The organism is Legionella jordanis, from assembly GCF_900637635.1.
Classification (GTDB): domain Bacteria; phylum Pseudomonadota; class Gammaproteobacteria; order Legionellales; family Legionellaceae; genus Tatlockia; species Tatlockia jordanis.
The window spans coordinates 2,342,009-2,365,040 of sequence record NZ_LR134383.1 but is presented as its reverse complement, the minus strand read 5'-3'; the positions used below and the strand labels follow the sequence as shown (position 1 = coordinate 2,365,040).

Below are 23,032 nucleotides of genomic sequence, written 5' to 3'. Positions count from 1 at the left end.
GCAATCAGTTGCTTAAATGATTAACAATAAAATTCCATTCGTTCTCCGCCACAGGCAAAACTGACAAACGATTGCCTTTGCGTAAGAGCAACATGTTTTCCAATTCTGGGTATTGCCTTAAGTTATCCAGAGAAATTGGTTGTTGGAATTTTCTCTTGAATTGGATATCAACCATATACCAGCGTGGATTGTCTTGAGTACTTTTGGGGTCAGGATGCTCGCTGTCGGGATCAAGAGCAGTGTAATCCGGGTAAGCTTCGCGCACAACCTCAGCAATGCCGACGATAGCAGGGGGGGTGCAATTGGAATGATAAAACAATACCTGATCACCTAGGCTCATTTCATTAAGCATAAAATTTCGCGCCTGATAGTTACGGACACCATCCCATTGAGTCGTTTGATTAGGTGCTTTTTTTAAATCATCAATGCTAAAACAATTGGGTTCTGATTTCATCAACCAAAAACGAGTCATTTTTTACTCCAATAAATTGCATTAGGGGTTACAACAGCCGATAAGGGAATATCCCAAGCTTGAGGCTCAATATAAAACATATGCTGAAACTCATAAGCGACGCCTATTAGCAGCGGGTGGGATTCATTTTCTAAAGTGCGATCATAATAGCCGGCACCCATTCCCAAGCGGGTGCAACGATCGTCAAAAGCCAGCAAGGGCATAAAGATAATATCTAAATCTCCAATGGCTATTGATTTATCCCGGGAGACCGCGGGTTCAGGAATACCGAAGCGATTTTCAATAAAGGATGTGGCTGGTGTGGCTGGTAAAAAGGACAATGTATTGTTTTCATTGAGAACTGGAAAGTAACAATATTTCCCATGCGACGAGGCCGAACGCCATAAGCCTCTTAAATCAATTTCCCCTTTTACCGGTTTGTAGAGACCAATATTTTTTGCGTAACGATACTCATCCAATGTACTGATGTGTTTGGAAACTTGAGCCGAGGCAATTTGTTGGTAATCGGAAGATAAATTTGCACGAATTTGTTTTAAGCTGCGTCTTAAGGCAAGTCTAAAACGGTTAGTCATTGGTTTATATCTCAGTTCTACTTTAAGCCCAAGTTATACTAGTTTACTCGCCTTGTTTAGAAAAGAATTTTTTTTTCTAATAAATCTAGTCATGATTGCAAAAATAAGGTATATAGCTGTCGAATTACACAGATGCTTTGGGGTTGATTTAAGGCCAGCCTTAACGGCATGAAATGACGGACTAACCTAAGAGAAATGGGTATGAGTGATATATTTGATGATGACGAAGATTTAGATGAAATTGAGCCCTTCGTAGATCCCGAGGAAGAATTAATCAACGCCGAGTCTGGTGAAAGCTCTACTTTGAGTGCTCGAAGGCGCCTTGAAAAAATGCTCGAAGAAAAAGAATTGATGGCGCAATTACGAGATGAGCTTGATGATTTTGCTGATGATTAATTCTTAATGACCCCGCTCATTTTTACTAATAGAAATGGGCAGGCTCTTATTCCTATGGATGACCGGATTCTCCTGGGGGAAGGCCTTTTTGAAACTTTGCGCATAGCGCATGCTAAACCTTGTTATCCCAAATTGCATTGGCAACGAATCAAGCAGGCGGCGCAATTTTTAAATATTCAGTTCGATGTTTCATTTGAATTATGGTTGGCAAAACTCCTGGAGTGCATCCAGATTCATCGACTCCAACATGGAGGGATAAAAGTTACTTTAAGCGGGGGTAGCGCACCTCGGGGGTTGACGCAATCCAGCGAGCAGCCACGATTAATATTTGATGCTTTTCAATATGCAAAAAATGCAAAAGCTCTGAAATTGATCAGTGCTCCCTGGCTTAGGGATAGCAATAATCCCATCTACCGCATCAAATCCATGTGTTACCTGGAAGCCGTTTTAGCTAGACGAGAGGCTGAAAAACAAGGGGCGGATGATGTGGTATTTTTTAATCTGGATAAACATGCCACAGAGACCTCAATAGCTAATCTTTTCCTCATTAAACAAAATCAAATTTTCACCCCCAGTCTCGAAAGTGGCGTGCTAAATGGCATAATCAGGCAGCGCTTACTAGCACTTAGTAAGGCAAATGCTATTGCACATTTTGAGTGTGAGTTAGACAAGATTCACATTGAACAAGCCGATGCCATTTTTATCTGCAATTCTTTACAGGGAATTCGCAATGTTGAGAGCTTTAACGAATGTTGCTTCAGGCTTGATCACCCATTGATTAATCTGATGCAAGATCTGTTGGCTAAGGACAGTTATGCCTAGGATCCTAGTCCATTTTCATTCGCTTATTTTGGTAATGTCGAACCAGCTTGAAAAGCATCACACCAATAATTAAAAAAACCAATAGTAAGATCCCTGAGCTTTTATATAAAGTATTTTGTTGCATCAAAACACCCATGCCGGCATAGCCGCAATAGGTGTATACAATTTCGGCCGGAGTTAAAAAAATCAAAGTGGTGATGAGATAATGACTGAATTTAATCCCTGTCAATCCTAAACCATAATTGACCAAGTTAAATGGAATAATGGGCACCAGACGAAGTAAGGCTACGAATTGCCAACCATTGTTTTCAACACCAAGAATGAGTTTGTTCATTCGTGGCCCTCTTTTTCCAGAGAACCAGTCGGTGGCCAGATGACGACTAATAAGGAAGGCCAAGGCCGCACCAAAACTTGCACCAATCAAATTTAATAGTGTTCCAAATGTGGGTCCAAATAAGGCACCACCTGTTAAAGTTAAAACCATGGTGGGTAAAAGTAGAATAGTAGCTATTCCGTAGATTACGATGAATAAAAATGGGGCAAGCCAGCCTAGATGCTTGATAGCATTCAAAATAGAGGGCGCATTTTGTTGAAAAAGATAAGCGCTAGCAATGAAGGCAGCAATAGCCAGTGCTGTACAGAATACTCTCATTAAAAACTATAGGTTAGCGGCATGCTCATCACTTTATTACAGACTATGTGTTTGAGCAAGCTGCATTGATTCAAGTGGCTAAAGCTTGAGGGGAGGGGCTAAGAATTAGCTTGCCCCTTTGCATAGCTTTCAGGAGCGCTTTCCTGAGGCTCTTTAGAAATTTGTGAACCAATTTGGGAGTTTTCCGCAAGAGGGGAAAAGAAGGTGGTCAGGTTGTGCACGGATGCAGGGCTATTTAGCTTAGATAAAGCTTTATTCCATGCAAAAAGCTGTTCTTCTTTTAAAAAACTCGATAAATATTCATTTAAAAATGCTTGTGCATCTGCGTAGTGTGAAGAAGATCTGTTATCGGTTTGCTCAACAAACAAAGCAAAGTAACAAACGGCTTCTTGTGAAAGTTCCTTAAGTTCCTGCAGGCGCTGTTCATAGTCTATTTTTGAACTTGCCTGATTCAAGTCATTTTGCCTTTCTTTGGCTTGTTTATGCAATTCTTTCGCAACTTCCAGGGGATTAGCTTCTGTTGATAGCTCAAGCTTATCAATCCTGGGTTTCACTTCTTCTAGGGACCAGTGAAAACTTCGTTTATGCAGCTCGCGAAGTTCAATTTCCCAGAGCTTGATAAGAACATCCCTGGCGCAGGTCTCTTTAAATGTAGGTAATAAATCGTATAAGGCAGAGGCAATTTGTGTTGGAGTGAGATCTGAACGTTTCAAGAAATGGTAAAAAAGGGATAAAGCTTCTTGATTGCATTCATTTTCAATATTCAAGTCATAACGAAGGTTGGCTTCATAGGCTTGTTTTACAAGTTGATGAACTTTATTAAACAAATCTTCAGTATTCTCTTGCGGAATTGCCGAGTCAGACCAAAGTTTCAGAATCTCTTCATTATAATAATGCGGTGGATTTTTAAACAATGCTTCAATGGGAGGTAAGAGTTCGGGTTGCACTGCTTTGATTCTCGAAAAAATCCAATCCATTTCATAAGGCTTGGGATCTTTCATATAATCCTTCAAGATCTCTCGTGCTTTTACAAAACCTAGTCGTTTGCCCTCGCTCATGGCGCCATTAATTAAAATTTCAGTGGCACAGCGCTCAGCGCGTTGATAAAGACTGGGTACTTTGGACCCATAAGAGTAAGGGGAAACGAGAGCATCACAGGCAGACGGTTCTTCAAAAAATTTATGGGAAGACTGTTTCCAAGTTCCAGTGATGTTAGTAGTTAAAAATTGTAAAACCAAATAGGCAATGCTTTTTGGAAACCAATCTTGCCTTTTGTCATGGGTTATTGCGGATTTCAAGGTAATTGCTAATTGCTCAGTGGCCAATCTGGCGATCTGTCGAAGCAGGGTGGAAGAACTAGGATTTAGGTAAGTAAAGATATCTTCTACAAGAGTCAGTGGGTTGTCGTAGTCTTTTGATTTAAATCTTGTCTGGTCCATTGTTGCTTCAAGCATTGGCAAGATTTTCTCTTTCACTTTTAAATGTGATTTATAGAGGGCATTAACCTCTCCTGAAGTATTGATTAGAGATTGAAATTGATTCTCATCAGTAACCAGAACAGCAATAAGATACAGTAACTCATAAAGCGTAGCATTAATGGGGTCTTCCTTAATCTCTCCCCTTGGTGCAACGAATTGGTCAAGCAAAGCTCGAGTCATGTAATAGGATTCAAAATATTCATGGGGTTGAGTGAAATCCTCAGTTCTCTCCTCCCTATGAAGATTGTAAAAAAAGCTCAGGCAGACTTGGGGAGCTTTATCAAATAGCTCCTCAAGATATTGGCGGTAATGTTCAGGTGCCAAGCGGTATTTTATTGCCTCAAGTCGCTTAAGGGCAATTTGGAGTTCGGCAATTTGGAGTTCATATAAGTCAGGATGTGGTCTTAAGCCGGTTTCCAGCTTTGCCAATGTACTTATACGATTGCTTACATCAAGTAAAGCTTCGGGAGAATCAGAAAACAGGGCTTGCTCAAAATCCTCATCCTTATCCAGCTTGAAGTCCTGGCTATCCCCGCTTTCTCTCTCAGCCAATTCAGCAGGATTTAAAATAACGAGTCTTCCAGGAGGTGTTTTAGTCAAAACTTGGCGTAATTTAGATCCTGCCATAGGATTTTCTTTTATAAAGCCTAAGTACAATAAAAAATTCCAAAACCAATCAAAGTGTGAGGTCCAACTCCAACCTTGATCATGTTCATCGCCTAACAAAGCATTCCTTTTTTTATTAAAATTGTAGAGGCATTGGTAGGGAAGCTTCTCATTATCGGAAAGTAAATCCAGTAATTCTTTTTTTAAGACCGTTCTGTCCGTTATTGTTTGCTCAAGCTCGCGCTTCCAAAATCTAATTTGCAGGCTGTCATGATTGTATCGGAGCATGTTTGACCCAAAAGTAAAAAATTCATTCAACTAAATCTTAACTCAAATTCCTTTGCCCAATCGTTAAGATATTGTAAGTTTTTGCATCAACTCTTTAGAGAAATAATTGAGTTAACAATAAATTGGGTTTTTTATGATGTTTTTTGCTTGTCATTTATTGCAATTTCAGGCAGATTAAAAGTTAGTGGTTATTTTTAAGCCGTCATGACTTCGTAAAATCAACGGTAAAAAATAAACCCTTAATAAAGCCTTAATTTTAATTTGTTAAGCTTCAAGCTAAGAATTGATTGCCGGAGGCTGTTATGGCAAATAGCACGAACCACATACTGGCGAAATTGAACCACTTAAGTTCCGTCGCTAAAAGCAAAGAGGTTGAACAAAAAACCTCTCCTGTCGCTGCGAAAGAAGTTATTGCCCCGAGTTCAACTACCGGATTGTCTTTTTCAGATCTCGTGAATGATTGTCTCACTAAGAAAGACAAGCATGATTATACGCCGCAATCTTAAGTTTTTTTCTTACAATTTTTATCTAGAGTCGCATAGGCTCTAGCTGTCTCTTGAATTCTCATTTCTGAACGATATACTGTTAATATATCAATCAAGTAGTTGAGGTGAGGTTTGTATGGCTGCTGGAGGCTTCGCTGACACCGCGCACTGGCGCGATTCCGCAAGAAGTGCTCGTTTTTTTATGGTTGATGCGCGTGCAGCATTCCCAATCTTCCTTTTTTTAATGCACATTCGCGTGTGGACTGGCATTCTGGTTTTGATTTCTGCCGTTTTTTTTGGAATCATTGAACATTATGGATTTACTGTGCCAGTATTCTTAAGATGGTTAAGAAGTTTTTTTGCAGGCCCTCTTAAAAGTTCTCAACCCTGGTGGCGCTGATGGATATAGATATACGTAAGGGCATGGCATTGATCGCTGCCAATATGAACGCCAAGTTTTATTTGAATGATCGTTTCGTGAGTTTTGAAGAAGTGTTTGCCGACACTGGATTATTGCCTGCAATTGCCAGACGGGCCGATCAGCTCTGTTCTCTTTGCTTAGGGTATGGGTTAGGTGTTACTTTTGATGAGGCCGAAAATGCAATGTTAGGCATTAGGGTGGTGTTTGACGAAGTTACTCCCAATTCCTTAAGACTGCTTTGTATGACCGATGTTTTAAATGAATTGATTCAAGGAGGGCCTAGTCGTGACTACACTCCCCTTGATGAGTTAATGTATGACTAGTAATTTGTAAAGAAAGTGCAAGTTTGCGCTTTCTTAAGTTTTTCTTAAGCTTATGAATGATAACCTACATTCATGAAAGCAGTAGTGGAGTAAAAACAAATGGCTAATATCCCTAAATCAACAGCAAGTTTGCTGCGTAATTTCGGAATCTTGGGGGGAGCTCATAAAGTAGCAACAACTGAAACCTTGCAAAATATCATTACTTCCTTGCAAGGGCTGGAATCCAAAGTTGCTGGTATTTGTGGATATAACTCTGCTGCACACAATTTAGAGGCCCAAAGGAATCTTGCAGATCTAATTGGAAAAATGCAAAACATCTCCACAAAACATCATGAAGCAGAGCAAGAAGAAATCCATTCTTCTACTTCAATTCAAAGTGCTCCTTAACCTCATTTAATAAACACAGTATGAATAGTATTCAACGTTTATGGTTGAATACTGTTATACTCTTTCTTATTTATCCCGTTATTTGCCAGCTTATGGTGTTAAGATTTTCTTTATGAAAGACAGATTAACAGAAGAACAAACTCAAGCCATTTTACAAGCTTTGGATGAGGCAATTGCCAAAGGTCCTTGGGAAGAATCCAACTTTTTGCGGGTGATCGGAAAAAATCTGCGGGAAATTCGCCAGAACTTTGCCAATCAGTTAGGGTTAAGTAACCAACATGAGGTGCAAAGCAAGAACGCCGATGCCCAAAATCAAAAGGAGCGGACCGGCCAGCAAGAAGTGTATATTAGTCTTTATTCAATGGATGGCAATACTTTACAAACTTGGGAACGCATTTTGGCCAATCTACCAAGGCAGATGATCTCTCGGCCCATCTATGAAAATGAGCAAGATGTAATAAATCATATAAAATCAAAAACAAACAGGGTAAATGAGGCTTATGTAGCAGCCTATGTCAGTAAAAGTGATATTCTAGAGGTGGCTGCGGACAAAATTTCAAGGGACAAGTTTGGCCGACCTCTTCTGTCCCTTAAAGACAGAAGCCTGAATCTGGACAACATTACCCGCTTCGTTCATATGTCAGGAACTTATCATTATACGAAAGGTCGATTAATAAAAAACACAACAAGCGGTGAAGGATAGTCGCAGCTGAATCAAACTGCGTATATACTTTTTTAATAGATGAGTTAGTCAATTTTAAGTAAGCGCATGGCACAACAACCACAGCAACAGGGTAGCGGTGATAACTCGATGGCTCCAGTGTGGATCATGGTCCTACTGTTTTTCACGCTGTTCTTTATTTGGAAATTAGGTCATCAATACATTGTCTCTTTTATTTTTTACCTGAATGTATTGCAGGCGAAACTAATTTCGTTCTTTGTTACCAGCCCTGATCTCGAAAGCAAAGTCTATTTAATGCAGACCATTGACCCAGCTACTGTTAACTGGGATCAATTCATTGAATTAACGCGCAGCGTTGGGGATTATATTCGCTACCCCATTGTAGTGCTGCTGGTATTCCTTTCCATCCTCCTGTATCGCTCAAATGTAACTCTTCGATTCAGAAGGGCCCATAACATGAAGACATTACGTGCACAAGAGCAGCATAATTGGCTGGCCATCATGCCGATTATTAAAGAAGATTTGGTGAGCATGGATATTAATAAAGGCCCCTGGGCCATGGCTCTATCTCCCATGGAGTTTGCTCGAAAATACAAATTGCTCAAAAAAGATGATGCCTTACTGGATAATCCAGTACCCGGTCAGGAAATGACAGCAGGAATTCGCAAAGGAGATGCTAAACGAGTCTTTACCTTACAACTCGGACCTTACTGGGATGGTTTTGAAAGATGCCCTCCACAAGCTTATGCACTCGCTGCAGCGTTCATGGCTCGCATGAATCGTGATAGAGGTTCTGCCAGTTTGATAATGGAATCACTGGATAAATCTTATGCAGCGGGAAAAATGGATTATTCTGTTGCTAAAGCAATTCTTAAGAAATATCAAAATGCTGAAAATGTGCAGGAAATTTTAAGTAAACATGCCTATCTTTTAACAGTGATGGCTTCTCTGCTTGAAGCTGCAAGGGAAGATGGAGTGGTACCAAGCTCAGAATTTTTATGGTTAAAGCCCATTGATCGCCGATTATGGTATATGCTTAATTGTGTGGGGCGCCAAACACCCTTTGTTGAGGTGGCTGGGCCTTTTGCTCATTGGCGTGCCGAAAAAGTTATGGGCAGACGCTCCTTAGTCCCCATGATAGATGAAGCCATTAAAGCATTGGAAGTTGCGGTGAAAGAAGTCAAATTAACACCCAAAGAGTTGCAGGAGTTAGAGCCATGATGCGTGGTATTGAGTCACGTCACGAAATTGACCCAACTCAGCTTTTGCGGGATACACGCACGCTGGGTCAACGTTTTGCGGATTTTTTTTCCGACACAACAAACGTGTCAATTGTCCTGGTGTCTCTGGCGGCTGTCTCCTATTATTTATCCGAAGTTTCAACATTAATGTTGGTTGTTGGGGCTCTGATTTTTCTTTATACCTATTCCTGTAAACAAAAATTGCCTTTTCGCCTGCCTAAAATTGCCAAGGTGAAAGACTACAATGACTTAAAACCTGGAATTGGTACTCCGAATACCGCGAGAGGCATTGCATTCTTTGGCAATGACCGGAAAACAAAAGAGGAACTGTGGTTTGCTAACGACGACTTAAGAACCCATGCTCTTATTTTTGGATCTACGGGTAGCGGTAAAACGGAAACCTTAGTTTCCCTAGCCTACAATGCCCTGGTTCAAGCTAGTGGTTTTATTTATGTAGATGGTAAAGGGGACAACTCTCTTTATGCCAAAGTTTTCTCAATGGTGCGCAGCATGGGCCGAGAAGACGATTTATTGCTCATCAATTTCATGACTGGTGCACGTGATATTGTGGGTCCTCAGGAAAGGCGCTTATCCAATACCCTAAACCCATTCTGCCAAGGCTCTTCTAGCATGCTTACTCAGCTTGTGGTCAGCCTGATGGGATCTTCAAATCAATCGTCAGACGGCGATATGTGGAAAGGGCGTGCCATCAGTTTCGTTGAAGCATTGATGAAATTATTGGTTTACATGCGTGATGAGGGGGCGCTTCTTCTTGATGCCAATACCATACGAAACTATTTTGATTTAGGCCGCCTCGAATCCATCGTGCTCGACAAAGTTTTTCCTCGAGATGAACAGGAAGCGGTGAATATAGAATCGGTGCCTAAATTAATCACCGATCCACTTCGAAATTATTTATTTAACTTGCCTGGTTATAATAAAGAGAAGAAAGGAAAACAAGTTTCACAAGTGCTGGAGCAACATGGTTTTATCACCATGCAGCTGGTTCGCGTCTTTTCATCTTTAGCTGATACCTACGGTCATATTATCCGTACTAATTTGGCCGAGGTGGATTTTAAAGACGTGGTACTCAATCGACGAATCCTTGTTGTGCTTCTACCTGCTTTGGAAAAATCCCCTGATGAATTATCCAACTTGGGAAAAGTCATTGTCTCTTCTCTAAAAGCCATGATGGCCGCAGGTTTGGGTGACCAGGTGGAAGGTGATTACCGAGATGTGATTGAGCGCAAGCCCACCAACTCGCCAACTCCTTATATGTGCATCCTGGATGAATATGGTTATTATGCGGTTCAGGGCTTTGCAGTGGTTCCTGCACAGGCACGTTCTCTGGGCTTCTCAGCCATATTTGCCGGGCAGGATTTGCCTGCTTTCCAAAAAGCATCCAAGGAAGAAGCTGCATCTATCGGTGCCAACACCAATATAAAAATTTGCATGAAGCTAGAAGACCCAACAGAAACCTGGGATTTCTTCACCAAAACAGCTGGGGAAGCTTATGTAACGAAGGTTGACTCATTCCAGACAAAAGAAACCAGTGTGGCAAACAGTTATCTGGATACAAAAAGTTCATCTTTTGAAAAACGGGCTCGTATCGACTTATTGGATTTGAAGGAGCAAACGGAAGGTGAGGCTCACATTTTCTTTAAATCTAAAATTGTTCGTGCGCGAATGTTCTATGCTAATCCAAAACCCGTTAAACAATTAAAGCTGAACCAATTTTTGAAGGTAGAGCCACCACCTGATGACTATTTAATGAAGCTGCAAAAGCAGTTATCGGGCTTCCAAAAGATTCTTGAAAGTGGTGATCTGAGCATTAACAAACTCGTTGAGACTGAGGAAATAAATTTAATCACCAAAGCCTTGCACGAGTCCAATATTCGCGAACCGATTGAACGCGGCGTGGCTGCTCTGTTGGCCTTTCATGGTCATAATGAACCGCCCCCTCTGGAAGAATTGGTTGAGGAAGAAGAGGAAGGGGCATTAACGATTTTTGCCAAACTTCGTCATTCAGCCAATGGTCTGCCAATACTGGTAAAAGACGTCGAGCAATTCTCGCAACCGCTATTACCTATTAATGAAACAAGAAATTACTTATCCACTATCGAGCGTGCTTCCGGGGCAAAAGATAAATACGCCGGTACGGTAGCCAATGAATTAATAAAAGACTTTCAAATGGCAACCAGTTATCCGCCTCAGGAAAGAGATGAAATTTCTTCTTCAGATTTGACGCAATTGATTAATACTTTGTCTGATAATATTGCAAGAGAACGAGAAAAGGCCCAATCCAAATCCTCTGAGGAATTATAAGGTAATTTTGCATTCCTAATTTCAAGGATTTGCTTCTTTTTATTCTCGAGCAGCTCGCACTCCAAAGACATAGACCTGGTTAAGACTATTCAAGTCTAAATTCAGGTCTGAATCACGCCTTTACTGTTCCTTAACCATCTAAACCACAGGAAATTACAAGAACATCTTGTAACGCGATGATTTGTATGTTTTTATTTGTTGGAGTTAAAAATCTAATTATTAAGAGGCTTCAGGTGAAACATTCGCGTCATCGCTTAATCAGTTTCTCTTTATTTTATGTTGCTTTATTGGCCTCACTTTTACTACAGGGCTGCCATAGGAGGCAGTATTTCGCTCCTGTCGGCGAGGATCCGCAGTTGCCCCGAAAAGTAGAAGGTGCTTCAGACAAAGCAGTTATTGGTTTGCAGAAGCGATTAAGCAAATGTGGGGCAAAAGTCATTACCATTGGTTCCGATTATTTAATCTCAATCCCTTCTGCCGCTTTATTTGCTGATCAATCTCCGAGATTAACTTGGCAGTCTTATGGTGTACTAAACAATGTGGTGTTATTTTTAAAACAATTTCGCAAGGTTGCCATTACGGTGACCAGCTACAGCAGCAAATACATTTCACCAAAACGCGAGCATGCCTTAACACTCGCAAGATCAAGGGCAGTAGGCGATTACCTTTGGTCTCAAGGGATTGATAGTCGTTTCATCTTTACAGTTGGGCTTGGCAGTGATAAACCTATTATGGCTTGGGCCGATGGCGGCGACAAATCACCCAATTCACGTATAGAGATTACGTTTAGAGATGCAATTATTTAGGTGGCGATGCAATGAGTCGAGAGGCTTGGAATAATATTATACAGTCTAAAGGATTTTATATCCGTAGCTACCGTAAAGGATTAACCTGGGTTATTCTATCGCTTGGCGTTAATTTAATTTTACTTCTTTCAATTTATTACGTGCATTTTAATGAACCAGAACCTGATTATTATGCAACGAGTGGGATTGCTCCGCCTGTAAAACTGACCTCACTCAATGAAAGAAATTATTCAAGTAATTATTTGCTTCCACCCGATCCTGTTGATGAAGACATGACGAGGGTCATACCGCAATAATCGAGGACATTATGGCTGAAGATGCTTTGACAACTGTGGCAATTAGAAACACGTTTTACCGTGATAGCCAACGGAAAGTGATGCTTGCTCTTTTGATTTCGGTCATACTGAATTTCATTTTGTCTTCTTTACTGTTTTATTTATTAACGCATCCTCCTGCTCCTAAATATTTTGCTACAAGCATTAATGGCCGTATTACACCTTTATACCCACTTAATGAGCCAAACCAATCCGATTCCGCCATTTTACAATGGGCAAACCAGGCTGCGATTGCTGCCTTTACTTACAATTTCGTGAATTATCGTGAGGAACTGCAAGCTTCTTCAGGTTTTTTCACAGCAGAGGGTTGGACTCAGTTTCTAAATGCATTGCAGGAATCCAACAACCTGGATGCAGTGAAGGCCAAAAAATTAATTGTTTCCGCTGTGGCTACTCGGGCACCAATCATTTTGCAGAAAGGCATTCTTAATGGCAGATATTCATGGCGTGTTCAAATGCCAATATTAGTCACCTATCAAAGTGCTAGTGAATTTTCCCAACAAAATAACGTCGTCACCATGTTAATAACCCGGGTGTCCACATTGAATTCACCTCGCGGTATTGGTATAGCTCAATTTGTTGTAGGTCCAGCTACTGGTGGGATAAGTTGATGAATAAAAATAATAAAACTTCAATTCTAAAGATTTTTATTTGTGTTTTTTTTATTCAAATTATTCCAGGTGCTTGTTTTGCAACTGATCAATCCGATTCGGCACAACAGGCATTACAGCAATTGCGGCTTTTACAGCAAAAATTATCTCAGGGGAATAATACTCAGGCTCCAGCTGGACAGGCACCAGCCAATGCCGTTCCAGCAAGTCCAGCAGTACAAGCGGCTGCGGCTAATAATCCGCCACCCAGACCACCTGCGCCTCAAGCGCCACCACCGGCTGAGAACAACGCAGCTCCAGTGATGACTCAGGCAGATAATGAATTAATTGACAGCCAAGCTTTTGAAACAGTAACAAGACAACTGTTTCCGCTAACACCTGAGCAAATCATGAGATTGAAACAAATTTATCATGCCTCTGAATACGCTCAGGCCGCAAGTGCTGGCACGCCGCCTAAGCCAACCGCTACTTCCCAGTTTGTAAATTTATCACCTGGCTCAACTCCACCTGTCATCCGCTTGTCTCAAGGATTTGTGTCCTCGTTGGTTTTTCTCGACTCCACAGGAGCACCTTGGCCAATCAGTGCTTATGATTTAGGCGATCCCTCTTCCTTTAATATCCAATGGGATAAAACTAGCAATACCCTAATGATCCAGTCTCTCAAACTGTATACTTACGGGAATTTGGCTGTGAGACTGCGTGGATTAAATACTCCCGTGATGCTCACATTGATTCCAGGTCAAAAGGCTGTGGATTATCGCGTTGATTTGCGAGTACAGGGATTAGGACCCAATGCAAAGGTAATGCCAATGGAAGAGGGAATTCCTCCTAGCGCAAGTGATATTTTATTACATGTATTAGACGGAGTACCCCCTCCCGGTAGCCAACGTTTGACAGTAAGTGGCGGCGACGCTCGAGCCTGGTTATTAAACGAGAAAATGTATGTCAGGACAAACCTCACTGTTTTATCACCAGGTTGGATAGGCAGCATGACCAGTGCGGACGGAATGCACGCTTATGAAATGCAAAAATCCCCAGTTTTATTGGTTTCTTGGCATGGGAAGGTCATGCAGCTTAAGGTAGAAGGGTTATAATCAAATGGCAGGTAGAAAAGACAATCTTAAGGCACTCTTTACCAACACACGCTCACGAGTAATTATTATTTTTACTGCGGTTTTGCTGATTGTGGCTGTAGTTGTTGGCGTGATTAAATTGCGTTCCTCCTCTCAGGTAGGTCCCGGTGCCGAGGCAACAGTTGCCGGTGTGCCCGGATCGATACAATCCATTCCTGGTGGTTTAAATCCCACTGCTCAATATGCAAAATTACAACAAGAACAAAATGTTAGCCAAGCCCAGTCAGCCCTTAAAACCGGAGGGAGCGCTATTCCGACCATCATTCGCTCACAAGCTTTGGGAGAAGGCGTGCAAGCGGTAGGTCCCCAAGGTGGAGAAGGCGGTGTTGGTTTTGCAACCTTAGCACGAGAAGATGAAGCAGGGGCACAGCGAAGCCTCTGGATTCAATCCCTACAAAGCAACAACTGCAATAAAGCGACGATGAATTCTGTGATGACCCAAGGCGCTACTATTACTGATTTGAAGGCAGCTTGTTCTTGCACTCAATTGCACGCAAATGGCTATCAACTGCAAGAATTGCAACAAGTATGCTCTTGTAAGGAATTACGTGCTGCAGGCTTTAACTCAAGGCAGCTTAAGGAAGCCGGTTTCAGTGCTGGGCGATTACGGTTATGCGGCTTTGACGCTTGTGAATTACGCAATGCCGGTTTTACCGCTCAGCAGATGAAAGATGGTGGCTTTACTGATGGAGAATTAAAGGGTGCGGGTTTTTCGGATAATGAAATTGCCCAAGCAAGTGGCCTACCTAATGGTATAAGCGATGCGGATGTGCGCAAAGCTGGATGTCAGGTGGATGCATTAAAACGTTTACGTGCGCAAGGTGTTTCAGCAGCTGCTATTCGCCGTATAAGTGGCTGCTCTGCTGAACAATTGAAGGCTGCAGGTTATACTGCACAAGATTTAAAAAATGCAGGATTTAGTGCTGCTGACCTTATTCGTGCCGGGTTTAGCCCTGCTGATCTGAGGAGGGCAGGTTTTAGTGCCAGGGATTTGCTAAATGCAGGGCTGACTCCTGAACAATTAAGTCAGGCTGGTTATACTCCTGCCGAAATCGCGACTGCTGAAGCAGAGTTACCTCCTGGCATAACTCCGGCTGATATCAAAGCAGCAGGATGTGATGTTGAAGCTTTAAAAAAGGAACGTTTAGCTGGAGTCAGCGCTAAGTTGATTCGTCAATATGCAGGTTGTAGCGCGCAAGCTTTAAAGGCTGCAGGTTTTACGGATCAAGATTTGGCAAATGCTGGCTTTACACCGGCGCAAATTGCTGCAGCCGCGGATGATAATAGTATTCGGGCTGCAGGTTGTGATCCTAATAAATTAAAAGTTTTGCTTGCTCAAGGTGTTACAGCCAAGAGGATTCGTGCTTTGAATGGTTGTTCTGCTGCTGCCTTGAAAGCTGCTGGCTTTAGTGCGGCTGCACTGAAAGACGCCGGTTTTTCTGATGCCGATTTAGCTAATGCTGGCTTCACTCCTGCACAAATTGCTGCCGCAAATCCTCTCATAGATGCCATTCGTGCAGCAGGTTGCGATCCTAACAAGTTAAGAGCGTTAAGATTGCAAGGAGTTTCAGCCAGTCAAATACGTGATTTGAATGGATGCAGCCTGGATGCGTTAAAGGCTGCTGGCTTTGATGCCAAATCTCTATCAGATGCCGGATTTACACCGGAACAGCTTTTAGCGGCTGGTTTTAGCCCGGATCAATTGCGTCAAGCTGGTATAACTACCGCGGCACTTGCTGCCGGAAGGACCGCCGATTGCAGTGTTGCCTCTCTAAGAGCTGCACGTGCGGCTGGTGTTTCCGCGGCAACGATAAAGCAGACACTCGGCTGCAGTGCTGCTGCCATGAAAGCAGCAGGTTATACGGCAGCAGAATTAAGAGCCGCAGGCTTTACTGCAGCAGAATTAAAAAATGCTGGCTTTAGTGCTGCTGATCTCAAAGCTGCTGGTTTTAGTGCAAGAGAATTGAGAGATGCAGGTTTCAGTGCTGCAGACCTTAAAAATGCTGGTTTTTCTGCTGCGGAATTGAAGGACGCAGGGTTTAGTGCTACTGATCTTAAAAATGCAGGCTTTAGTGCCAGTCAATTAAAAGCTGCCGGTTTTAGCGCTAAAGATTTGAAAGAGGCTGGTTTCAGTGCAACTGACCTTCGCCAGGCCGGTTATTCGGCAAAGGATTTAAAAGATGCAGGCTTCAATCAGGATGAATTAAAACAGGCAGGGTTTAGCGATGCTGAGCTTCAAAATGCCGGTTTTCCTCCTTCTCAAGTCGCCAGTTTGCAACAAGCTTCGGCTGGATCAGTAACCCCCTCGGCAGTTCCAGCTATCCCTTCAGTTCCTGGCGCGGAAAATCCTGCCAATCTGGCTGCAACAGAAGCCGCCAATGCCAGGCAATTGCAGTCCATCCTTGATCGACAAAACCGCCAGCTGGCGGATCAACGATATCAACAAAAAATACAACAACGAGTAAGTCAGATGATGGGTACTGCGAATCAATCCTTGCAAGCCTGGCAGAAAGTGGCGGTTCAAACCTATGCTTCTGGTAACGAACCGAAAGAAGAAAAGGCTGCAGCCGCAACGGTTACAACTACAGAACAGCAAACCACTACAACAGTACAGGCAACAAACCCAGGCGGCGGCGGACCGGCTGCGCAAAGAGCTATTATTAAAACTGGAGATGTTCTTTTTGCAGTAATGGATACTTCAGTCAATAGTGATGAACCAGGACCTATCTTAGCTACTATTGTTTCTGGCAAGCTTAAAGGAGCTAAGTTAATCGGAAGTTTTAATCTTCCAAGCAATGCCGACAAAATGGTCATAAGCTTTAATACCATGTCTGTTCCTGGGGCTCCGAAAACAACATCAATCAGCGCCTATGCCATTGATCCAAATACAGCAAGAACAGCACTTGCAAGCAGAGTGGATCACCATTATCTTTTGCGCTATGGCTCCTTGTTTGCCTCTTCTTTCCTGGAAGGATTCGGAAATGCTTTCCAATCAGCGAACACAACGGTGACGATTGGAGGAACAGGCGGTGGTGATAACATTACCGTCCAGAATGGCATTGGGCGTTCAGCTTTGCAAAATGCTGTCATTGGGTTGGCAACAGTCGGTAAAAGCTGGGGACAGGTTGCACAGCAACAATTTAGTACACCCACAACGGTGGAAGTTTATGCAGGCACTGGCTTGGGTATACTATTTACTCAAGACGTAACCTCATTTTAAAAACTAATGAGTAGGTAAGAAATGGCAGAAGATGACATTAATGAATACAACGAAGAGTATCACTTTTCGGATTTAGATGCTCTTGAACCTGAGCCTGGTGCTGAAGAAAGGGTTTCCACCACAACAGTTGAGAAGAGACAAACCAGTACAAATTTAAGACGTAATGCCATTATTGCCATTGTGGTTATTGTGCTCTTGATGCTTGCTTATAAATTTCTAGGGCCATTGTTCACCAAGAAGCCGCCGTCGGATCTTGTGCCTCCGATGAACACAACAGCTCAACCCATCACGCCAGCACCGACTGTAACAGATATTCCACCTGTTACTCAGCCCGCTGCACAGCCAGTACAGGAGCAAACGACCACTACTGTTTCTACTCAGTCATCGCCTGCTAATATCAGTAGTAATGAATTATCACAAATTAACCAGAGGCTATCTACCCTGGAGGCGAATCAACAGAATCTCCGTTCAGAAATGGACTCGTTAAACAATCAATTAGCCACTGTAAATTCCAATATTAATCAACTAGCTGATAAAATGGCTCAGCTTAACCAAACTTTTACAATTTTAGTCTCAAGAGTTGAACAACAATCCAAAGAACTGACTATACTATCAGTACGAGCTAAACCCAAAGTGGTGAAGCGCGTTGTGATAAAAACACCTCCGCCGCCAACCTATTTTATTCAAGCCGTGATTCCTGGGCGTGCTTGGTTAATTGCACAAAACGGGTCTACAATTACCGTAAGAGAAGGGACACGGGTTGCCGGTTATGGTGTTGTTAAGCTGATAGATTCTAGACAAGGAAGGGTCATCACTAGTTCTGGCAGAGTGATCAGATTTAGTCAGCAAGATAGTTGAGGCGCTTATGTCTGGTGGAAATAATGGCAATTCTGTAATCACTTGGCTTACAAACCAAGCCGATGTTTTAAATAATATTGCTAATAATCTTTTGCCAGTTGAAAGACTTGTGACAGGTGCGGCTTATCTGATTGGATTGGCATTTGCCTTTAAAGCCATCTACAGCTTAAAAACTTACGGCGAATCCAGAACGATGATGTCGAGCAATACAAGTATTAAGGAACCTTTAGCCTATTTATTAGTGGCGGGGGTATTTATTTGGTTTCCAACGGGTTTGGCAATCCTGTTACAGACTACTTTTGGTTCGTCTAATATATTGGCTTACGCTCCCGTAAATAGCAACAATCAGGCTATTACGGCTGTTTTTGGTAGTGGAAGCACGATAGGCAGACCACTTGCCATCATTATACAAACCATTGGTGTGATTGCATTTGTTCGCGGATGGGTATTAATTGCGCGCTCGGCTTCTCAAGGTCAACCACCAGGAGGTACAGGGAAAGGACTAATGCACGTTTTCGGGGGGATTTTAGCTATGAACGTTGTAGCAACGCTTCAAATCATCAATAATACGCTTTATGGTACAAGTTAATCGTTTTTAATAGGAGAAATGTAAGTGAATATGCCCTTAAATCTAAAGCAAAATGCTAAGCAGCTGCTTATGTTTATTGCTTGTTTGACTTTGATGATATTTGCAGGAGAAGCGCTTGCTGGAGGCAAAACGTTGGGAAATATGGCATCCAGTATCACTGGCTCATTTACAAGCATTGCCAAATTGATTACTGCAGGCTCCTACCTTGCGGGTCTAGGTTTTTCAATCGGTGCCATTATGAAATTTAAGCAACATAAGGATAACCCCACACAAATTCCAATTGGAACCCCAATTGCGTTGGTTTTTATTGCTGCTGCCTTGCTTTTCCTACCTTCCATTTTAGGTGTAGCAGGACAGACCATGTTTGGTGAAAGTGGTTCAGTAGCAGGTCCGTCTGGAACAATCTTTGGTAGTTCTTAATTGTTTTGGGGTACAAATCAGGAAGACATTAGGCCTTCCTGATTTTTTATGTGTATTTTTCTAGGGGCGAGTAGCAGTAAATGGCAGGAAAGCAAGAACGTGGCTCTTTAAAACTCATCGCCAGCCCTGGCTCCTGGCGCTTGTATTCGGCCAGAAAAGCGGATGAACGTTTTAAAACCTTTGAGTTGAAAGTATTTCAAAGGGATCGCTACACTTGTCAATTTTGCGGTTTTCAGGCGAAATTATTTCAGGAAGTGGTGAATCTGGATTATGATTTCACGAACAACCGCATGGCTAATTTGGCTACAGCCTGCTGCTTTTGCGCCCAATGTTTTTTTGTTGAATCCGTGGGGGTTGGTGGATACGGAGGCGGGACTCTAATCTATCTTCCGGAACTTACTCAACCTGAATTAAATAGTTTATGTCATGTGCTCTTTTGCGCGATTACCAATGACACAGGGTATAAGAGTAGCGCCCAAAACATATACCGAAGTTTTAAATTTCGTTCACAAATTGTTGAAGAGAAATATGGAGAGGGTACCAGTGACCCAGCAATATTTGGGCAATTAATCATTGATTCGGGGGTAACTCCCGAAGTCGCGGATAGCTTATTTCAGAACATACGACTATTGCCGTCTAGAGCTAAATTCCGCAAACAAATAGAACGATGGGCAGCGAGTGCCCTAGAGGAAATTACCGAGAATAAGTAACCAGTGTTGGCCGTAAATACTTGCCAACTGATGTAAATACACTGAATTCATTCTCATTTGGCAATGATGAGCTACAGTTACACTAAGGTTTCATTATTCTCATTCAAGTGTAAATAGTAGGAAATGACATGGCAAAATGGGTAGAGTCATTTTTTGAAGGGGTTGATACCTTCTTCGCCTGGTTAAGTACTTCGCTAAAGCAAACGACTGAATCCTATTGTGATTTAGAAACGGCAGACAGTCCAACGGTGCTTGTCAATCACGATGGTAGTTTATTATCAATTTTAAAGATCGAGGGGATTACTGCTCTTGCCGGAAGCGAAGAATTCGAACGCCTCGTTGAAGGCTTAAGTAATGCATTCCAAGCAGCTATGGGAAGGCCTGGTCATGCCTTGCAGGTTTATTTCAGCCACGATAAGCAAAATATAAAAAAGGTAATACAGGACATTTATGCTCCGGCCGAGTCAACTGCGAAAAGACTGGAGTTGAGCCTTGATGATCTCTTTAACGAACGGGTTAATTTCCTGGCTCAATATTGCGCTGAAGAACGAGTGTTTTTTGTTTTATACACGCGTCCATATAACTTGGCTCAAGATCAATTAAAGACAGCCAATAAAGCAAAAATGAAGATGCTTAAGGACATGAAAGCCCCTCCTTTTAAAAACACTCAAACGGTGTATGCGGCAATACCTGAGCTGCGTGATACCCATGATGCTTATGTTCGTTCCATAATGAATGATCTTGAATCCCTAAATATTTTTGCCCGATTAATGGAAGTGCATGATGCTGTTCATGCAATTCGAATGACTGCCGACCCTGATTTCACCGCCGATGACTGGAAAGCAACTTTACCCGGTGATCGTATAATTCCCCGCGAAATCAATGGCTTTGACGGAGATGCTTCTGATCTATTATGGCCCTCTCTATCCAAGCAAGTGATTCCTCGAGATGCAGAGGCCCTGGATTTGAGAACGGTTCGCGTAGGAAATAAAATTTATTCTTCCGTTTTCATTGATCTGTTTCCCAAAGACTTGCGCCCGTTTGTTAATCTATTTTCTCGTATTCTTCCTTCACACATTCCGTGGCGAATTTCGTTTCTGGCGGAAAGTGAAGGATTAAATACCCTCAAACTCAAAGGATTGCTGGCTGCAATTTTGAGTTTTTCATCCGCTCAAAATCGCCTAATTAGCGATTCGGTTAATTTGCTTAAATACTTACAGTTAAATACTGACGATGCCATAGTGAGACTTCGCGTTGTGGCTACCACTTGGGCCCCTGAAGATCAAATTCCAGTTTTAAGACGCCGTAGTTCCGAATTGGTAAAAGCCATTCAAGGATGGGGCTCGACAGATGTTTCAGAAATTTGTGGGGATCCCTTTGCCGGATTTGTTTCCAGCATGCTTGCAACCACGCTTCGAAGCGCTGCTGTGCCTTCCGTTGCCCCTTTGTCTCATATTATCGGTATGTTGCCAATTACCCGACCTGCTTCTCCTTGGGAGCAAGGTGCGCTGTTGTTTCGTACCCCGGATGGTAAACCTTGGCCGTTTCAACCCGGGTCAACACAACAGACAACATGGATTGATCTAGTCTATGCCCGTCCTGGTTCTGGTAAATCCGTATTGTCCAATGCCTTGAATTTAGCCCTATGTCTTTCTGGAGGATTAACACGCTTACCCAGGATTGCAATTATTGATATCGGACCATCAAGCAGTGGGCTTATTTCTTTGCTTAAAGAAGCCCTGCCTGCTTCCAAACGGCATTTGGTGGCTTATCACCGATTAAGAATGACTCCTGATTATTCAATTAATCCTTTTGATACCCAATTAGGTTGTCGCTACCCCACCGCATTGGAGCGCTCTTTCCTGGTTAATTTTCTAACTCTGCTGACTACTCCTTTAGGAGCTGCTAAACCCTATGATGGTATGGCCGATTTAGCGGGTATGGTGGTGGATGAACTCTATAAAAGCTTGGCAGACGAATACAATCCTACCCCCTATGCACCTGGAGTAGAGGAATTTATCGACAGTATTCTCGAGGAGATCGGTTTTGTCAGAGACTCGAAATCCACTTGGTGGGAAGTTACTGATGCATTGTATTCAGCAGGGTTTGCCCATGAAGCCATGCTTGCACAACGTTATGCCATGCCTTTGCTGGCGGATGCCGCATCCATTTGCCGAACTCCTTCCATTGAAGACTTGTATGAAAAAGTTACCGCCCCCACAGGGGAATCATTAATTAATGCGTTTTCACGAATGATTTCCGCAGCAGTCAGGGAATATCCAATTCTGTCGAGGGTCACAGCGTTTGACATCGGTGATGCCCGTGTTGTGTCTTTGGATTTGGATGAAGTGGCTAAGAGTGGTGGGGATGCAGCCGACCGCCAAACCGCTGTCATGTATATGCTTGCCCGCTACGTGTTGGCGCGTCATTATTACTTAACTGAGGAAAGTTTAGGCAATATCCCTGAGCAATATCAGGAATATCATAGGGACCGTATCCAGGAAATCAGAGAGGATCCCAAACGTATTGTTTATGACGAATTCCATAGAACTTCAAAATCTGCAGCAGTTCGAGATCAAGTTATTATCGACATGCGGGAAGGTCGTAAATGGAAGGTTCAAATTGCCTTGCTTTCACAATCCGTTGAGGACTTTGATGCAATTATGATTGATTTTAGTACGGCTATTTACGTCATGGATGCTGGTCCGTCACAAGCGGTGGAAAAGACAAGCCAAATTTTTGGTTTATCTAATACTGCGAAAACCGCATTGAGAACAAGGGTACATGGACCTCGTCAAGGGGGGGCAACGTTTCTTGTGCAATATGCCACGAAAAATGGGGTAAACGTTCAGCTGTTAACGTTAACTCTGGGTCCTGTTGAATTGTGGGCATTTAGTACTACTGCAGAAGACGCAACGGTGCGTAATCAATTGTATCGTCATTTGGGTCCAGCTGAAGCACGAAGGCTGCTAGCTTCCTTATTTCCAAATGGTTCCGTGGCAAAAGAAATTGAAATGCGTCTGGGATCCATGAAGCAAGGGACTGGGCTCATCGAAGAAGATGCCAAAGAGAGTGTTATCGAGCAATTAGTCGATGACATTCTAAATGCTTACGCCAAAGATCCAAACGTTAAAATGTTGGCTAAGGTTCATTGATGGTTATCTTCAAGCAACAGCCTTTAAGTTATAGCGATTGCCATA

At 42.6% G+C, this 23,032-nt stretch carries 23 protein-coding genes; 19 read left to right on the top strand and 4 right to left on the bottom strand.

The features are described from left to right. Positions 1 to 4 precede the first annotated feature (4 nt). Complete coding sequence (locus EL203_RS10550) at positions 5 to 472, bottom strand: EVE domain-containing protein (RefSeq protein ID WP_058472022.1); 468 nt, start codon at positions 470 to 472, stop codon at positions 5 to 7. After that, the gene (locus EL203_RS10545) at positions 469 to 1,044 is read right to left on the bottom strand and encodes a 5-formyltetrahydrofolate cyclo-ligase (RefSeq protein WP_058472023.1); all 576 of its coding nucleotides are present in this window, start codon (positions 1,042 to 1,044) and stop codon (positions 469 to 471) included. The genes EL203_RS10550 and EL203_RS10545 overlap by 4 nt, the downstream gene beginning before the upstream one ends. A gap of 201 nt (positions 1,045 to 1,245) precedes the next feature. Here EL203_RS10545 and EL203_RS10540 point away from each other — a divergent pair, with 201 nt between their 5' ends. Both EL203_RS10540 and EL203_RS10535 read left to right on the top strand, forming a co-directional pair. Beyond that, positions 1,246 to 1,440 (top strand): PA3496 family putative envelope integrity protein, encoded by a 195-nt coding sequence (locus tag EL203_RS10540; protein ID WP_058472024.1) that lies wholly within the window; start codon positions 1,246 to 1,248, stop codon positions 1,438 to 1,440. A gap of 6 nt (positions 1,441 to 1,446) precedes the next feature. Continuing rightward, positions 1,447 to 2,262: an aminotransferase class IV gene (locus EL203_RS10535; protein WP_058472025.1), complete on the top strand. Its 816-nt coding sequence runs from the start codon at positions 1,447 to 1,449 to the stop codon at positions 2,260 to 2,262. A gap of 4 nt (positions 2,263 to 2,266) precedes the next feature. Here the strand turns inward: EL203_RS10535 and EL203_RS10530 are convergent, their stop codons facing one another. Next, entirely contained in the window at positions 2,267 to 2,914 is a 648-nt protein-coding gene (locus EL203_RS10530) for a TVP38/TMEM64 family protein (RefSeq protein ID WP_058472026.1), read from the bottom strand. A gap of 98 nt (positions 2,915 to 3,012) precedes the next feature. After that, positions 3,013 to 5,286, bottom strand: coding sequence for a hypothetical protein (locus tag EL203_RS10525; RefSeq protein ID WP_126320118.1), 2,274 nt, complete (start codon positions 5,284 to 5,286; stop codon positions 3,013 to 3,015). A 302-nt stretch (positions 5,287 to 5,588) separates the two neighbouring features. Between EL203_RS10525 and EL203_RS10520 the strand changes: the two genes are divergently transcribed. The 17 genes from EL203_RS10520 (at position 5,589) to EL203_RS10440 (ending at position 22,987) form a co-directional block, all read left to right on the top strand. Continuing rightward, a complete protein-coding gene (locus tag EL203_RS10520) occupies positions 5,589 to 5,792 on the top strand; it encodes a hypothetical protein (RefSeq protein WP_058472028.1) in 204 nt (67 codons plus the stop codon). Between the two features lie 115 nt (positions 5,793 to 5,907). Then, positions 5,908 to 6,171: an IcmT/TraK family protein gene (gene icmT, locus EL203_RS10515; protein WP_058472029.1), complete on the top strand. Its 264-nt coding sequence runs from the start codon at positions 5,908 to 5,910 to the stop codon at positions 6,169 to 6,171. Next, on the top strand, positions 6,171 to 6,515 hold the full coding sequence (locus EL203_RS10510; protein WP_058472030.1) for a type IV secretion IcmS family protein: 345 nt from the start codon (positions 6,171 to 6,173) through the stop codon (positions 6,513 to 6,515). The genes icmT and EL203_RS10510 overlap by 1 nt, the downstream gene beginning before the upstream one ends. Before the next feature lie 99 nt (positions 6,516 to 6,614). Then, on the top strand, positions 6,615 to 6,902 hold the full coding sequence (locus EL203_RS10505) for a hypothetical protein (protein WP_058472031.1): 288 nt from the start codon (positions 6,615 to 6,617) through the stop codon (positions 6,900 to 6,902). A 112-nt stretch (positions 6,903 to 7,014) separates the two neighbouring features. Further along, a complete protein-coding gene (icmQ, locus tag EL203_RS10500) occupies positions 7,015 to 7,605 on the top strand; it encodes a Dot/Icm secretion system protein IcmQ (protein ID WP_058472272.1) in 591 nt (196 codons plus the stop codon). Between the two features lie 66 nt (positions 7,606 to 7,671). Continuing rightward, the gene (gene icmP, locus EL203_RS10495) at positions 7,672 to 8,805 is read left to right on the top strand and encodes a type IVB secretion system coupling complex protein DotM/IcmP (RefSeq protein WP_058472032.1); all 1,134 of its coding nucleotides are present in this window, start codon (positions 7,672 to 7,674) and stop codon (positions 8,803 to 8,805) included. Next, the gene (locus EL203_RS10490) at positions 8,802 to 11,150 is read left to right on the top strand and encodes a TraM recognition domain-containing protein (RefSeq protein ID WP_058472033.1); all 2,349 of its coding nucleotides are present in this window, start codon (positions 8,802 to 8,804) and stop codon (positions 11,148 to 11,150) included. The genes icmP and EL203_RS10490 overlap by 4 nt, the downstream gene beginning before the upstream one ends. Before the next feature lie 233 nt (positions 11,151 to 11,383). Continuing rightward, the gene (gene icmN, locus EL203_RS10485) at positions 11,384 to 11,956 is read left to right on the top strand and encodes a type IVB secretion system protein IcmN/DotK (RefSeq protein WP_058472273.1); all 573 of its coding nucleotides are present in this window, start codon (positions 11,384 to 11,386) and stop codon (positions 11,954 to 11,956) included. Between the two features lie 11 nt (positions 11,957 to 11,967). Next, on the top strand, positions 11,968 to 12,252 hold the full coding sequence (gene icmM, locus EL203_RS10480; protein WP_058472034.1) for a type IVB secretion system protein IcmM/DotJ: 285 nt from the start codon (positions 11,968 to 11,970) through the stop codon (positions 12,250 to 12,252). A gap of 11 nt (positions 12,253 to 12,263) precedes the next feature. Beyond that, a complete protein-coding gene (locus tag EL203_RS10475; protein WP_058472035.1) occupies positions 12,264 to 12,902 on the top strand; it encodes a type IVB secretion system apparatus protein IcmL/DotI in 639 nt (212 codons plus the stop codon). Further along, the gene (locus EL203_RS10470) at positions 12,902 to 13,996 is read left to right on the top strand and encodes a DotH/IcmK family type IV secretion protein (protein ID WP_058472036.1); all 1,095 of its coding nucleotides are present in this window, start codon (positions 12,902 to 12,904) and stop codon (positions 13,994 to 13,996) included. Before EL203_RS10475 ends, EL203_RS10470 begins: the two co-directional genes overlap by 1 nt. Before the next feature lie 4 nt (positions 13,997 to 14,000). Further along, positions 14,001 to 17,255, top strand: a complete 3,255-nt coding sequence (gene dotG, locus EL203_RS10465; RefSeq protein WP_058472037.1) for a type IVB secretion system protein DotG/IcmE — start codon at positions 14,001 to 14,003, stop codon at positions 17,253 to 17,255. A gap of 21 nt (positions 17,256 to 17,276) precedes the next feature. Further along, positions 17,277 to 18,113 carry a type IVB secretion system protein IcmG/DotF gene (icmG, locus tag EL203_RS10460; protein WP_058472038.1) on the top strand — a complete coding sequence of 279 codons (837 nt, stop codon included), beginning with the start codon at positions 17,277 to 17,279 and terminating at the stop codon, positions 18,111 to 18,113. A gap of 7 nt (positions 18,114 to 18,120) precedes the next feature. Next, the gene (locus tag EL203_RS10455) at positions 18,121 to 18,702 is read left to right on the top strand and encodes a hypothetical protein (RefSeq protein WP_058472039.1); all 582 of its coding nucleotides are present in this window, start codon (positions 18,121 to 18,123) and stop codon (positions 18,700 to 18,702) included. A 30-nt stretch (positions 18,703 to 18,732) separates the two neighbouring features. Then, positions 18,733 to 19,122, top strand: coding sequence for a hypothetical protein (locus EL203_RS10450; protein WP_058472040.1), 390 nt, complete (start codon positions 18,733 to 18,735; stop codon positions 19,120 to 19,122). 80 nt (positions 19,123 to 19,202) lie between these two features. Next, the gene (gene icmJ, locus EL203_RS10445) at positions 19,203 to 19,832 is read left to right on the top strand and encodes a type IVB secretion system protein IcmJDotN (protein ID WP_058472041.1); all 630 of its coding nucleotides are present in this window, start codon (positions 19,203 to 19,205) and stop codon (positions 19,830 to 19,832) included. A gap of 128 nt (positions 19,833 to 19,960) precedes the next feature. Continuing rightward, positions 19,961 to 22,987: a type IV secretion protein IcmB gene (locus EL203_RS10440; RefSeq protein ID WP_058472042.1), complete on the top strand. Its 3,027-nt coding sequence runs from the start codon at positions 19,961 to 19,963 to the stop codon at positions 22,985 to 22,987. The last annotated feature ends 45 nt before the right edge of the window (positions 22,988 to 23,032 follow it).

Excerpts from the sequence above, each read along its gene's own strand:
- EL203_RS10550 (WP_058472022.1), bottom strand. The coding sequence starts at position 472 with ATGACTCGTTTTTGGTTGATGAAATCAGAACCCAATTGTTTTAGCATT.
- EL203_RS10545 (WP_058472023.1), bottom strand. The coding sequence starts at position 1,044 with ATGACTAACCGTTTTAGACTTGCCTTAAGACGCAGCTTAAAACAAATT.
- EL203_RS10540 (WP_058472024.1), top strand. The coding sequence starts at position 1,246 with ATGAGTGATATATTTGATGATGACGAAGATTTAGATGAAATTGAGCCC.
- EL203_RS10535 (WP_058472025.1), top strand. The coding sequence starts at position 1,447 with ATGACCCCGCTCATTTTTACTAATAGAAATGGGCAGGCTCTTATTCCT.
- EL203_RS10530 (WP_058472026.1), bottom strand. The coding sequence starts at position 2,914 with ATGAGAGTATTCTGTACAGCACTGGCTATTGCTGCCTTCATTGCTAGC.
- EL203_RS10525 (WP_126320118.1), bottom strand. The coding sequence starts at position 5,286 with ATGCTCCGATACAATCATGACAGCCTGCAAATTAGATTTTGGAAGCGC.
- EL203_RS10520 (WP_058472028.1), top strand. The coding sequence starts at position 5,589 with ATGGCAAATAGCACGAACCACATACTGGCGAAATTGAACCACTTAAGT.
- icmT (WP_058472029.1), top strand. The coding sequence starts at position 5,908 with ATGGCTGCTGGAGGCTTCGCTGACACCGCGCACTGGCGCGATTCCGCA.
- EL203_RS10510 (WP_058472030.1), top strand. The coding sequence starts at position 6,171 with ATGGATATAGATATACGTAAGGGCATGGCATTGATCGCTGCCAATATG.
- EL203_RS10505 (WP_058472031.1), top strand. The coding sequence starts at position 6,615 with ATGGCTAATATCCCTAAATCAACAGCAAGTTTGCTGCGTAATTTCGGA.
- icmQ (WP_058472272.1), top strand. The coding sequence starts at position 7,015 with ATGAAAGACAGATTAACAGAAGAACAAACTCAAGCCATTTTACAAGCT.
- icmP (WP_058472032.1), top strand. The coding sequence starts at position 7,672 with ATGGCACAACAACCACAGCAACAGGGTAGCGGTGATAACTCGATGGCT.
- EL203_RS10490 (WP_058472033.1), top strand. The coding sequence starts at position 8,802 with ATGATGCGTGGTATTGAGTCACGTCACGAAATTGACCCAACTCAGCTT.
- icmM (WP_058472034.1), top strand. The coding sequence starts at position 11,968 with ATGAGTCGAGAGGCTTGGAATAATATTATACAGTCTAAAGGATTTTAT.
- EL203_RS10475 (WP_058472035.1), top strand. The coding sequence starts at position 12,264 with ATGGCTGAAGATGCTTTGACAACTGTGGCAATTAGAAACACGTTTTAC.
- EL203_RS10470 (WP_058472036.1), top strand. The coding sequence starts at position 12,902 with ATGAATAAAAATAATAAAACTTCAATTCTAAAGATTTTTATTTGTGTT.
- dotG (WP_058472037.1), top strand. The coding sequence starts at position 14,001 with ATGGCAGGTAGAAAAGACAATCTTAAGGCACTCTTTACCAACACACGC.
- icmG (WP_058472038.1), top strand. The coding sequence starts at position 17,277 with ATGGCAGAAGATGACATTAATGAATACAACGAAGAGTATCACTTTTCG.
- EL203_RS10455 (WP_058472039.1), top strand. The coding sequence starts at position 18,121 with ATGTCTGGTGGAAATAATGGCAATTCTGTAATCACTTGGCTTACAAAC.
- EL203_RS10450 (WP_058472040.1), top strand. The coding sequence starts at position 18,733 with ATGCCCTTAAATCTAAAGCAAAATGCTAAGCAGCTGCTTATGTTTATT.
- icmJ (WP_058472041.1), top strand. The coding sequence starts at position 19,203 with ATGGCAGGAAAGCAAGAACGTGGCTCTTTAAAACTCATCGCCAGCCCT.
- EL203_RS10440 (WP_058472042.1), top strand. The coding sequence starts at position 19,961 with ATGGCAAAATGGGTAGAGTCATTTTTTGAAGGGGTTGATACCTTCTTC.